Source organism: Streptococcus mitis (genome assembly GCF_946190115.1).
In the GTDB taxonomy this organism is placed as follows: Bacteria; Bacillota; Bacilli; order Lactobacillales; family Streptococcaceae; genus Streptococcus; species Streptococcus mitis_CO.
In genome coordinates this window covers 1-12,998 of sequence record NZ_CAMHZG010000017.1, presented here as the reverse complement: position 1 = coordinate 12,998, position 12,998 = coordinate 1, and the positions used below count along the sequence as shown (strand labels likewise).

At 42.1% G+C, this 12,998-nt stretch carries 11 protein-coding genes and 1 pseudogene; 3 read left to right on the top strand and 9 right to left on the bottom strand.

Annotated features, from left to right (window positions below; translation table 11 throughout):
• Nucleotides 1–9: 9 nt before the first annotated feature.
• The 3 genes from N8L90_RS08345 to N8L90_RS08335 all read right to left on the bottom strand — a co-directional run bounded on the left by N8L90_RS08345 (nt 10) and on the right by N8L90_RS08335 (nt 3,909).
• A complete protein-coding gene (locus N8L90_RS08345) occupies nt 10–807 on the bottom strand; it encodes a Nif3-like dinuclear metal center hexameric protein (RefSeq protein ID WP_261025048.1) in 798 nt (265 codons plus the stop codon).
• Complete coding sequence (locus N8L90_RS08340) at nt 794–1,471, bottom strand: tRNA (adenine(22)-N(1))-methyltransferase (RefSeq protein WP_261025047.1); 678 nt, start codon at nt 1,469–1,471, stop codon at nt 794–796. Before N8L90_RS08340 ends, N8L90_RS08345 begins: the two co-directional genes overlap by 14 nt.
• A gap of 101 nt (nt 1,472–1,572) precedes the next feature.
• The gene (locus N8L90_RS08335) at nt 1,573–3,909 is read right to left on the bottom strand and encodes a cation-translocating P-type ATPase (RefSeq protein WP_261025046.1); all 2,337 of its coding nucleotides are present in this window, start codon (nt 3,907–3,909) and stop codon (nt 1,573–1,575) included.
• A 131-nt stretch (nt 3,910–4,040) separates the two neighbouring features.
• On the opposite strand from N8L90_RS08335, the gene N8L90_RS08330 reads away from it, so the two are divergent.
• On the top strand, nt 4,041–4,790 hold the full coding sequence (locus N8L90_RS08330) for a lysophospholipid acyltransferase family protein (protein WP_261025045.1): 750 nt from the start codon (nt 4,041–4,043) through the stop codon (nt 4,788–4,790).
• Nucleotides 4,791–4,833: 43 nt separating this feature from the next.
• On the opposite strand, the gene N8L90_RS08325 is transcribed toward N8L90_RS08330, so the two are convergent.
• The 6 genes from N8L90_RS08325 to rpsO form a co-directional block, all read right to left on the bottom strand.
• Nucleotides 4,834–5,526 (bottom strand): alpha/beta hydrolase-fold protein, encoded by a 693-nt coding sequence (locus tag N8L90_RS08325; RefSeq protein WP_261025043.1) that lies wholly within the window; start codon nt 5,524–5,526, stop codon nt 4,834–4,836.
• Nucleotides 5,507–6,517, bottom strand: coding sequence for an ABC transporter substrate-binding protein (locus N8L90_RS08320; RefSeq protein WP_261025042.1), 1,011 nt, complete (start codon nt 6,515–6,517; stop codon nt 5,507–5,509). The genes N8L90_RS08325 and N8L90_RS08320 overlap by 20 nt, the downstream gene beginning before the upstream one ends.
• A 19-nt stretch (nt 6,518–6,536) precedes the next feature.
• Entirely contained in the window at nt 6,537–7,292 is a 756-nt protein-coding gene (locus N8L90_RS08315; RefSeq protein ID WP_261025041.1) for an ABC transporter ATP-binding protein, read from the bottom strand.
• Between the two features lies 1 nt (nt 7,293).
• Nucleotides 7,294–8,340, bottom strand: coding sequence for a FecCD family ABC transporter permease (locus N8L90_RS08310; RefSeq protein WP_261025040.1), 1,047 nt, complete (start codon nt 8,338–8,340; stop codon nt 7,294–7,296).
• A gap of 234 nt (nt 8,341–8,574) precedes the next feature.
• Nucleotides 8,575–9,195 carry a CadD family cadmium resistance transporter gene (locus N8L90_RS08305; RefSeq protein WP_000531713.1) on the bottom strand — a complete coding sequence of 207 codons (621 nt, stop codon included), beginning with the start codon at nt 9,193–9,195 and terminating at the stop codon, nt 8,575–8,577.
• A gap of 553 nt (nt 9,196–9,748) precedes the next feature.
• Entirely contained in the window at nt 9,749–10,018 is a 270-nt protein-coding gene (gene rpsO / locus N8L90_RS08300; protein WP_001018251.1) for a 30S ribosomal protein S15, read from the bottom strand.
• A 204-nt stretch (nt 10,019–10,222) separates the two neighbouring features.
• Here rpsO and N8L90_RS08295 point away from each other — a divergent pair.
• A pseudogene (locus N8L90_RS08295) lies at nt 10,223–10,596 on the top strand (hypothetical protein).
• Between the two features lie 322 nt (nt 10,597–10,918).
• On the top strand, nt 10,919–12,862 hold the full coding sequence (gene thrS, locus N8L90_RS08290) for a threonine--tRNA ligase (protein ID WP_000608345.1): 1,944 nt from the start codon (nt 10,919–10,921) through the stop codon (nt 12,860–12,862).
• Nucleotides 12,863–12,998 lie beyond the last annotated feature (136 nt).

Genomic DNA, 12,998 nt, shown 5'->3' with positions numbered 1-12,998 from the left:
ACTTTCTAACTAGATATGGTGGAAAGGATTGGTCGATGTTTGACTAGGTACAATATCGATTGTCCAGCCTTTTTCCTCTTTCCATTGACTAAGGAGTGTTGCGATTTTTTCCACAAACAGCACTTCAATATAGTGACCTGGGTCCAATGCTAGCAAGCCATCAGACAACATATCCTGGGCAGTGTGGTAGTAAATATCACCAGTGATATAGACATCCGCTCCTTTAGCTAAAGCATCCTTATAGAAAGACTGCCCGCTACCACCACAGATGGCCACTCTTGAAATAGACTTCTGCAAATCACTCTCTTGATAATGCACCATTCGAAGACTATCTAGACCAAAGACTTGCTTGACATTCTGGGCCAATTCTCCAAATGTCTGAGGCTGGACATTTCCAATACGACCAATTCCACGTTCTGGACCTGTCTCCTGTAGGTAAGTCGTCTCCTCGATACCTAGCATCTGACAGAACCAATCATTGAGACCATTTTCAACAATGTCAATATTGGTATGGCTGACATAAACTGCGATGTCATGCTTTATCAGATCAATGTAAATCTGATTTTGTGGACGGCTAGCTACCAAATCCTTGATAGGACGGAAAATCGGCGCGTGCTTGACAATAATCAAGTCCACACCCTTTTCAATGGCCTCTGCTACCGTCTCTTCACGAATGTCGAGGGCCACCATGACTCTTTGGATATCCTTGTCTAGAGTACCGATTTGCAGGCCACGACTATCACCCTCCATGGAAAATTCCTGAGGGCAAAAGCCTTCATAACATTTAATGACTTCACTTGCTAGCATGAAGAACCTCCTTGATAGCTTGAATTTTATCTATTAGAACTTGACGTTCTTCCAGATTTTTTTCTGGAATTTGTCCGAGAGCAAATTCTAGCTTAGCAGCTTCTTTTTGCCACTTTTGGACAAAGACTGGGCTGACTTCTTTTGACAAGAAGGGGCCAAAGCGGACATCACTAGCTGATAGCTTCATTTGTCCCGTTTCCACAACTAGAATTTCATAAAACTTGCCAGCTTCTTCTAGAATGCTTTCTGCTACGATCTGAAAATCGTGGTCTTGCAACCAGATACGCAAGTCGTCTTCACGATTATTAGGCTGTAGGATTAAACGTTCTACGTTAGCTAACTTGCCCAGGCCTTCTTCTAAAATCCTAGCAATCAAGCGTCCGCCCATCCCTGCTATGGTAATGACAGATACCTTATCTACCTCTTCAAAGGCTGCCAAGCCATTGGCTAAACGGACTTGGATTTTCTCCTTTAGGCCGTGAGCCTCAACATTTTTGACCGCAGATTGGTAGGGACCTTCCACCACCTCACCTGCAATGGCGCTTTTGATTTGGCCTCTTTCAACTAACTCGATAGGCAGATAAGCATGGTCACTCCCCACATCTAGCAAAATGGCTCCCCGTGGCACAAAGGAAGCCACTAATTCCAATCTCTTTGAAATCATCTTCTCTCACTTTCCAAAACTCTATTACTTCTTATTATACCACATTTCAGCTGGCAATCTTGTACCTAAAAAGACCGCAATCCACAGATTGCAGCCTTTCTTTATTTTCTGGCTTGATAGCGACTAGTCAGGATGAAAATCACGGTAAAGACCAACATCATGACACCATAAACAGGTAATGTTTGTCCTGTTAAGGTTGAAATTTCAAGCAGTTTTTGAATTCTTGGGAAGAGAGCTGTGGCTAGGAAACCACCTACTGACCAAACAATCAAAAGCACACGCCAGAGGGTGAATGGCATACAGGCTCTAAATACGGATAAGAAACCAATTGACCCCAAGAGATAATAGAGTAGAGTTGAGATTTCTAACTCAGACCAACCTTGGCTACTTCCGAATATTTTCACAAACAGGACGCTGAAGACGACCATGAGAGCACTTGGTAGGGCACGAAGCATGGATCTTCTGAGGAAATTTGGCTCAACAGGTTTGATATTTCGCTCAAAAGTCAGAACGAATGGTGGAAAACCTTCCACGAACTGGTCAATCATAGTAATCTGGATTGGAATGAAGGGAAAAATTAAGATCCACTCAGACCGACCTAGTAAAGCACTGGCGATACAGATAACTGCGAGCAAGAAAGAATAGATAGTCTTTATCAAGAAAATCGGTGCGATGTGGGCAATGTTATTGACCACGCGACGACCTTCAAAGAGAATCTCAGGAACATCATTAAAGTCAGAGTTCAAGAGAACCAAATTGGCAATTTGACGAGTCGCAGGATCTCCCTCCGCCATTACAATCGAACAATCCGCCTCACGAAGAGCCAGGATATCATTGACTCCATCCCCTGTCATAGCTGTTGTATGACCCGCTTTTTTCAGCGTTTGGATGATGAGTTTCTTTTGATGAGGGGAAACACGTCCGAAAATCGCAGTCTCCTCCGCCATAGCAATCAATTCCTCATCCGTGATTTTGGAGCAATCTACATAGCTGTGATAGTCCGCAAAGCCAGCCTTCTGGGCAATGCTAGATACCGTAACTGGATTGTCACCAGAGATAATTTTTAGGCCCACTTCCTGAGAACGGAGATAGTCCAGCGTCTCTGCTGCTCCCTCCCGAATGGGGTCCAAGATTTCCAGCAAAGCTAGAGCCTGAATATCAGATGGTTTTTGTGGTTTGTGATGGTCTAATTTCTCCTGACTGAGAGCTAATACCAAGACACGTGAACCTCTCTCCAAGGCCTCTCTGGCTTCTGGGACTTCAGAATCCAGCAACATCTCAGGTGCCCCTAAGAAAACTGTTCCCAAACCTTCTAACTCCATTGCTCCCCATTTTCGATCACTTGAAAATGGAAGGCTTGAAATCATCGGATATGCTACCTCTCCCACAAAACGCTGGCGAATAGCTTGAGCTGTGGGATTTTTATCCTCACTATGGGCCATATAGCTGGCCAAGATGCTAGCAAGCGCTGACTCTTCATACTCTTCAGTCAAAGGAAGAACAGCCTCCACCTGCATCTTTCCTTGGGTGATGGTGCCCGTCTTGTCTAAACAGAGCATATCCACGCGTGCCAAGGTCTCAACAGAGTACATCTCCTGCACCAAGACCTTTTTCAAGCCCAACTTAATCACCGCTGTCAAGAGCGAAGTGATGGTCAAAAGGGCAATTCCCTTAGGTAACATCCCCAAAAGGGCTGTCGATGAGTTTACAACGGATGACTTGAGAGGCAGGCCTTTTAAAATCAAGGCTTCCAGCATGAGAGCCAGACCAAAAGGAATGATAATTTTCCCAGTAAAACCTGCTAGCTTGTCCAGTGATTTCATGATACGAGAGTTGATTGGTTTAACGGTCTTGGCTTCCAGCATGAGTTTGGCAGCATAGTTGTCAGATCCAACATGGTGGACTTGAGCCAAAACTGCCCCACTAGCCAAGAAACTTCCTGACAAAAGCAAGGCATCCACTTCCTTTTGCACCAAATCACTTTCTCCCGTCAACATGGCTTCATTGACTTCCGCAAAGCCTTCCAAAACCAAGGCATCACTGGGAATCTGCTCTCCAGCAGACAGACGAATGACATCTCCTAGCACCAATTCTTCCGGATTCAGAGCCACTTCTTGGCCATCACGAATAGTTTTGACCTTTTCCTTGGTCATGAGATTGAGCTTGTCCACCATGTGTTTAGCCCGCAGCTCGGTCACAATTCCAGAAAAAGCGTTAAAGCAGATAACAGCAAAAAAGACCAAATTGCTCCAAGCCTGCACAAAGGCAAGGGCCAAAGCAATGGCAAAGTTCAAAGCGTTAAAAAGGGTAAAGACATTTCGTTTAACGATTTGCCAAGTGCTGGTACTGGCCGAAGCAGTAAAATCATTGACCAAGCCCTTAGCCTGTCTTTCCTTGACTTCTATTTGGGTTAATCCCATAATCTTATTTTTATCCATAAATTCTATCATACCATTTTTTCTAAAAGAATTCTAATTTCATCCCAAATATGGACCTGGTCAAGGAAAAGTTTGCCAGCCCTCCTTTGATAAGGTATAATAATAACAAGAAAATAATCGAAGGAGATCGCATGTTTTATACTTATTTACGTGGATTGGTTGTATTGCTCCTATGGTCCATCAATGGCAATGCCCACTATCATAATACTGATAAAATTCCTAATCAAGATGAAAATTATATTTTGGTTGCGCCTCACCGCACTTGGTGGGATCCAGTTTACATGGCTTTTGCGACCAAGCCAAAACAGTTTATCTTTATGGCCAAAAAAGAGCTCTTTACCAACCGTATCTTTGGTTGGTGGATTCGTATGTGTGGTGCCTTTCCTATTGACCGTGAAAACCCCAGCGCTTCTGCCATCAAATACCCTATCAATGTTCTCAAAAAAAGTGACCGCTCTCTCATCATGTTTCCAAGTGGAAGCCGCCACTCAAACGATGTCAAAGGTGGCGTAGCCCTGATTGCCAAAATGGCCAAGGTCCGTATTATGCCGGTTACCTACACAGGTCCTATGACCTTGAAAGGCTTGGTTAGCCGTGAGCGTGTCGATATGAACTTTGGAAATCCAATCGATATCTCAGATATCAAGAAAATGAATGACGAAGGCATTGAAACAGTCGCCAATCGTATCCAAACAGAATTCCAACGTCTAGACCAAGAAACCAAACAATGGCACAATAATAAAAAACCAAATCCACTCTGGTGGTTTATCCGCATCCCTGCCCTTATCCTTGCGGTTATCCTCGCTATCCTAACCATCATCTTTAGCTTTATCGCTAGCTTCATCTGGAATCCAGATAAGAAAAGAGAAAAACTTGGTTAAATAAATACAACAATCCCTTGGCAAAAGCCAAGGGATAAATCTTTTATTCGATTTTCCATTTTTGGACCAACCAGCTGGAAAAAACTAGAAATCGCTCAGCTACTTGTTCATGGTGTCCATAAGGATCAAAGACAAACTGACCGTTCGGATAGCGTTTCTGAAGACTGGTATGGATCTGCTCAGCATAGACTGGTGCTTGAGCCAAGCGATTAGTATGGTGTGCTCCTTCTGTTTGACCATTCTGTAAATACAGCAAACAGTCCAAATTTTTCACATTTTCTTCCTTGCAGTAAGTCACAAAATCAGGATACCAAAAGGAACCGCAGATCGAAAAGACACAGGAAATCTTGTCAAAGCTGAAAAGACTGTATACTGCCGCCAAACCACCTAGTGAATAACCTCCATAAGCAAGGCGATTTTCATCCAGTCGATAAAGCGACTGCAGCTTGTCTAAAAGACCTCCAAATAAATGATCATGATAGACGTTGGCCTGACCTCCAAAATCTGGAGCTCCATCTCTCAGAGCTGATGTTGCCCAGGGAGTGTAGTCGTCTAAGCGATTTTTAGAGGTCAAGCCCACTAAAATCACAGATTCGAAAAGGGACGATAGGAAATCCAAGTTTCCATCATTCAATAAAATAGCCGGATAGGTTTGATTGGGGTCGTAGTTAGAAGGAAGGCTGATTTTAACTTGAATTCCTTCCCAATCAAACTCATTATTTATTGATAAAGTCATTGATTTTCTCAAGGGAATCAATCACTGCTGGACCATAGTCCATCAACTCGTCGTAAGAGATGGTCATGATTTTTTGATTCTTAATAGCAGGAACGCTTTCCAAAACAGCATTTGCCTTCATCAACTCTACTGCTTTTTCATCCAATTTTTTATTGCGGTCGCTGGTTACATAGATAATCAATTCAGGATTCATTGACACGAGATTTTCCAAGGTCAAGCCTGATGTCCCCGTAGCAACGTTTGTATAACCAAGTTGGTTCAGCAAACTTTCTTGCAAAGCAGACTTGTAGGCACCGAAGGTTTCATCATTATAAGCAACCATAATCAAAGCCTTTTTCTTTTCACCTTGGCTTGCTGGATTTGCTTTCTTAACAGCGTCAATTTTAGTTTGTAATTGAGCTGCGTATTCATTGACCTTGTCCTGCACATTAAAAATCATTCCAAGATTTTTGACATCTTCTACGATATTCCCCAAATCTTGCTGAATTGTTGCGAGAGAGGCTTTTTGCGTATAAACTGGGATTTTGTTTTCATTCCAAGTGCTAACTGTCCCCAAGGATTTTTCAGAAAACATCATGTTTCGCCCCATCACAGCGTCTGGCTCATAAGAAAGGACTGTCTCTTGTGAGACTGTTTTTTTATCCCCAATTTGAGGAATCGTCGCAATCGCATCCTTGTATTTGTCCGTCACAGCATTATCAGGGTTAAGCATGCCAGCAATTTTATCCTTCAACCCCAACTCCAATAAGATTTCCGTGGTTGAAAGATTGTTGGTGATAACTTTTTCAGGTGCCTTGTCAAAGACTTGTTCGACTTCATTTCCCTTAGCATCATAAGTTTTGACCGTTAGCGGATAAGTCGTCTCTGCGCTTGCCTTTTGACTTGTTTCTGTGCTAGACTGTGTGGTAGTTTTTTCTGTAGTAGTGTTACCACAAGCTGCCAAAGTTAAGGTAGCTACTGTTACCAGTAAAATGCTTAGTGTTTTTTTCATCTTATTTTCCTTTTCATTCTTATAAATAGTGAATCATAGCTTGCTGATCCTCGGTCCAAGTCACCTGACTTTGCACTCCGTATACAGTTTGCAATGACTCAGGGGTGATGGTCTCCTTTGGAGTCCCTTGGTAAAGGATTTCCCCCTCTTTCATCAGATAGAGATAATCCGAATAGCGACAAGCAAGTTGAATATCATGTAGGACAGCTAGAACATTGACCTTGAGATTCTTCACAATGGCCAACAAGTCTAGCTGATACTTGATATCCAGGTGATTGGTTGGTTCGTCAAGGAGCAAGAGAGTCGGTTCTTGCACCAAGGCGCGAGCTAGTAAGACTCGCTGTTTCTCTCCCCCTGACAGAGACGAATAGAGACGAGTTTTCTTCTCAAGCATATCCACCTTAACGAGGGCATCTTGAACGAGTGTAAAATCCCTTTCCTTTTCCTTCTGTAAAAAAGAGAGGTGGGGAGTTCTTCCCAGCAAGACGATTTCTTCAACTGTACAATCAAACTGCAGCTGGTTAAACTGGGTCACAACTGCCATTTGCTTGGCTGTTTCTTTGAGCGTCCATTGTTCCAGAGGCTTTCCATCTAGGCTTATCAAACCTTTGTCTGACTTTTCCTGACGATAGAGGAGTTTAAGCAGACTGGTTTTTCCACTTCCATTTGGTCCTAGTATCGTATGAAATTGATGCCCCTCAACCTTAAGAGAAACTCCTTTGAGGATTTTTTTCTCTCCTAGTCCAAAGTGGACATCTTGACAAATCAAGTCCATATCAGGCCCTCACCTCCCTTCGCCTACCTCCAACAATGTAAATAAAGAAGGGAGCACCTACCAAGGCCGTAAAAATACCAATAGGCAACTCAGCATTTGGAATAGTGACACGAGAGAGTACATCTGCCCAGATAACAAAAAGGGCACCTAGTAAAGTCGCAACAGGAAAAAGTCTCCTGTAATTCGTTCCTACTAACCCTCGAGCTAAGTGAGGAGTAATCAGACCAACAAATCCAATAATTCCACAGGTTGCCACTAAGACTGCTGTCAGCACAGCCACCATTGTCACATAAAGATACCAAAAAAAGCGTAAGGGAATCCCAAAAGTTAAAGCAGCCTCATCTCCCATCATCATCGCATTGAAAACACGATACTGAGTAGAGAAAAATAGAAAGGCCATTCCTACTACTATAGTTGGCAGAGCCAAGTCTGCCCAGGTAGTTCCAGCAAGCGAACCCATAGTCCAAAACTTAATGGTCATCACACTGTCCGCGTTAGCTCCAACTGAGATAATAAAGTTTGAAAAAGCCAGAAATAGAGCGTTGACCACCGTTCCTGATAAAATCAGACTAGAAGTCGTCATCCTTCCTTGCATAGAGGCAATGATGAGGACAGCAATTGTTGCCAAAATAGCTCCAAGAAAAGCTCCAAGGCTAATCATCACTTTTAAACCAAGAATGATGCTCAAGGTTGCCCCTAGAGTTGCACCAGCAGAGATGCCTAAGACATAGGGCTCAGCGATAGGATTGTTCACTGTGGACTGCATCACGCTACCACACATAGAAAGGCCTGCTCCTACTATCAGACCTAACAATACTCGGGGGAACCTCATATTCCATACAATGGCAAGAGTTGACTTGGAAACCTCTCCTATCTCAAGAGGAAATCCCAACCTGCTCAAAATAATCCGATAGGTATCTCCTAGATCAATTGCAACAGATCCCATTGAAACTGCTAGAAAGAGAGAAATCCCTAAAATACCTAGCAAAACAACTAAAAGTAACACAAATTGCTGGTCTTGTCGGCTTCCAGAAAATTTGGAAAGCATGCAAACCTCCTTTGATAGAATCTTAAAAATTTAGAAAATTCTCATGAAAAGTATACCATATTTTCAACAATGGAACAAGATGAGAAAAATAAATATAGTTGGTCTTACAGTGCTAATAATCGTAACCGAAGATTATACTTGAGTATATCGAGGTAAAGTGACAACATAAAAAGCCCTCTGAAAATCAGAGAGCCAATTTGAGCTCGGTATAAAATCCTAGTGAAACAAAAAAATCTACACGGTCAGAAAAGTCTCTATCGTGCCATTTTCATACATGATGTATAGTCCAAGTAGAATGAATACTAAGGGCACAATGATTCGCTCGTATTTTTCAATTGTCTCGAATATTAAGGGAATAGAGGACAACACCCGACTAATCTCGCATAAGATAATTATGCCGATTACAAACACAAGCAAGGCCACGAGGGTCTGTGACCAATCTAATGAAGCAAAATAAGGTATATAGATACCTAAATTATCTCCGCCAGACGCAATTGTCAGCAATGTAACTGTCCAAAACAGTTGATTTGCCTTGCTTTGTTCTAATCTTTCAATAATTTCTTCCTCTTCTTCCTCTTCTTCCTCACCTTCTCCAACAATTGCAAATCGAATCCCTAAATAGATAGGGATTAAACCAAGCAATCCAACCATCCATTCTTCAGGCACGAAATTAACGACATAAGCAGCAACTAAACTCGCCCCTACAAGTAAGCCTGTGCCTAGATATTGCCCCGCATAAATATGCCATTTTTGTTTATTCTGTGATAGCTGTGCAAATAAAATAAATAAAATAATTAAATAATCGATACTGGTGGAAATATAAACACCAATAGCAGATATGATTGTCTGTCCCATAAAAAACCCTCCTGTATTAGTCAGTAATAAATCAGCAGATTTTAGGAGAGCACAGACACATTAATTTAGCTATCGCTAGTGGGTAATTTCGAACATAGGAAAGCATTTTACTCCTCCTCAAAACGTAGTTACAAAGTAATTTCTAACTGGAATTCGGTGACTACTTCCATGTAAAGTATAACATACTATACTTTACTTCGTAAAGTGTGGGCTCTCCGAGGGTCTTGTAGACTGCTACTATTTGAGGTTTTTGTAGTCTCCAAAATTGTGGCCGATAAAACCTGAACAAAAAATCTCCCCGAAGGGAGATCATTCTGGTTTATTTTACCTTACAGTGCTAGGAACCGTAACCTAAGATTATACTTGAGCATATCGAGGTAAGGTAACAAAAGTAAAAAAGCTACCCAATTTAGAGTAGCTTCATTATCAAGATATGCTCAATTGAACACGGCCTAAGCACTTGGCAAAAAAGATAAAATCTCCTAGAAACTGAAGTTTCTTCGTCAATTTTCCTATTTTTGCTTTGTGCTTTTGACGGCCTTTGTATCTTGAATTAGCGACGAAGTCCTAGAGAGTTGATCAACTCACGGTAACGGTTAACGTCGTTTTTACGCAAGTATGCAAGCAAGTTACGACGGCGACCGATTTTTTTCATCAATCCACGGTAAGTAGCGTGGTCTTTTTTGTGTTGTTTGATGTGTTCGTTAAGGTGGTTGATTTCCCAAGTAAGGACAGCAACTTGAACCTCTACTGAACCTGTATCACCTTCGTGACGTGCATATTGTGCGATGATTTCATTTTTTTTCTCTTTTGAGATTGCCATGATGTTTCTCCTTTTTATTTGGCTTCATCCGAGTGACAGGTTGGCATGCCTGTAACCAAGAAGAAGTTATTTGTCTTTACGACAATCCTTATTCTACCAATAACTAACTTCTTTGTCAACAGATTTACTTTCTTGTTTTAAATATGATATAATAACCATAACAAGCAATCTAAGTTGTCTGTTTTTTTAAACGAGGTGATTATCATACCTAGATTCTATTCCCATCTCCCCTATTATTTGGTCATCTTTTTCTTTTATTGGCCACTTTATCAGTTGTTATCACTAATTATTTCTGACCCCCTTTTACTCAAGAGTCTCTACGTAAATAATATTCTCTTCTTTACACCTCTGGTAATCTTGATTGTATCGTTACTCTATAGCTACCGTTTCCGTTTCTCTCTTTGGTTGTTACTGGGGAACGGACTGCTCTATTGTTTTACCATCATTACTTTCAGAGAATTTATCCTTCCCTACTTCCTAGCCTATGAAGTCTTTGCTCTGGTGGGCATGGCTTCCGGTATTGGTATCAAGCATATTCTACAAAAATGAAAAACAAAAAACTTTCACAAAATCCTTGAAAAATCTCACAATCATGCTATAATAATCCATAGAGACAAGTCACTTAGTCCCTTTCTACTAGAGAGTGCGTGGTTGCTGGAAACGCATAGAAAGACTATAGTGATACTACTCTACTGACTTTTATGCAAACATAAAACGGTGGCCACGTTAGAGCCAATCAGAGGTGTCCCTCTCTTTTGAGGTACATAAATGAAGGTGGAACCACGTTGCGACGTCCTTTTTAGGATGTCGTTTTTTGTTTTTCTAGCTTTCACAATCCTCTATCCCTGTTTTCAGAATAGGGTTAACACATTCGTAAATAATATAAGTAAGGAGAACATCATGATTAACATTACTTTCCCAGACGGCGCTGTTCGTGAATTCGAATCTGGCGTTACAACTTTTGAAATTGCCCAATCTATCAGCAATTCCCTAGCTAAAAAAGCCTTGGCTGGTAAATTCAACGGCAAACTCATCGACACTACTCGTGCTATCACTGAAGATGGAAGCATCGAAATTGTGACACCTGATCACGAAGATGCCCTTCCAATCTTGCGTCACTCAGCTGCTCACTTATTTGCCCAAGCCGCTCGTCGTCTTTTCCCAGACATTCACTTGGGAGTTGGTCCAGCCATCGAAGACGGCTTCTACTACGATACAGACAACACAGCTGGTCAAATCTCTAACGAAGACCTTCCTCGTATCGAAGAAGAAATGCAAAAAATTGTCAAAGAAAACTTCCCATCAATCCGTGAAGAAGTGACTAAAGACGAGGCACGTGAAATCTTCAAAAATGACCCTTACAAATTAGAATTGATTGAAGAGCACTCAGAAGACGAAGGTGGTTTGACTATCTATCGTCAGGGTGAATATGTAGACCTTTGCCGTGGCCCACACGTCCCTTCAACAGGTCGTATCCAAATCTTCCACCTTCTCCATGTAGCAGGTGCTTACTGGCGTGGAAATAGCGACAACGCTATGATGCAACGTATCTATGGTACAGCTTGGTTTGACAAGAAAGACTTGAAAAACTACCTTCAAATGCGTGAAGAAGCCAAAGAACGTGACCACCGTAAACTTGGTAAAGAGCTTGACCTCTTCATGATTTCTCAAGAGGTTGGTCAAGGTTTGCCATTCTGGTTGCCAAACGGTGCGACTATCCGTCGTGAATTGGAACGCTACATCGTTGACAAAGAGCTAGCTTCAGGCTACCAACACGTCTACACTCCACCACTTGCTTCTGTTGAACTTTACAAGACTTCTGGTCACTGGGATCATTACCAAGAAGACATGTTCCCAACTATGGACATGGGTGACGGGGAAGAATTCGTCCTTCGTCCAATGAACTGTCCACACCACATCCAAGTCTTCAAACACCATGTTCACTCATACCGTGAGTTGCCAATCCGTATCGCCGAAATCGGTATGATGCACCGTTATGAAAAATCTGGTGCCCTCACTGGTCTTCAACGTGTGCGTGAAATGTCTCTCAACGACGGTCACCTCTTTGTTACTCCAGAACAAATCCAAGAAGAATTCCAACGTGCTCTTCAGTTGATTATCGATGTTTATGAAGATTTCAACTTGACTGAATACCGCTTCCGCCTCTCTCTTCGTGACCCTCAAGATACTCATAAGTACTTTGATAACGATGAGATGTGGGAAAATGCCCAAACTATGCTTCGTGCAGCCCTTGATGAAATGGGCGTGGACTACTTTGAAGCCGAAGGTGAAGCAGCCTTCTACGGACCAAAATTGGATATTCAAGTTAAGACAGCCCTTGGAAAAGAAGAAACTCTTTCTACTATCCAACTTGACTTCTTGCTTCCAGAACGCTTCGATCTCAAATACATCGGAGCTGATGGTGAAGAACACCGTCCAGTTATGATCCACCGTGGGGTTATCTCAACTATGGAACGCTTCACAGCTATCTTGATTGAGAACTACAAGGGTGCCTTCCCAACATGGCTTGCACCACACCAAGTAACCCTCATCCCAGTATCTAACGAAAAACACGTGGACTACGCTTGGGAAGTGGCTAAGAAACTCCGTGACCGCGGTGTCCGTGCAGATGTAGATGAGCGCAATGAAAAAATGCAGTTCAAGATCCGTGCTTCACAAACAAGCAAGATTCCTTACCAATTGATCGTTGGGGACAAGGAAATGGAAGACGGAACAGTCAATGTTCGTCGCTACGGCCAAAAAGAAACACAAACTGTCTCAGTAGATGACTTTGTTCAAGCTATCCTAGCTGATATCGCCAACAAATCACGCGTTGAGAAATAAGAGATAAAATCCTAGCTAGCTAAAAAGCAACAACTGAAACAGCTGTTGCTTTTTATATTGGCTCTATAATATTTGTAGTGGGTAAATCCCCTATGAATCTTATGGAGCCTATTTTTGTGTAGAAAAAAAGTCCCAT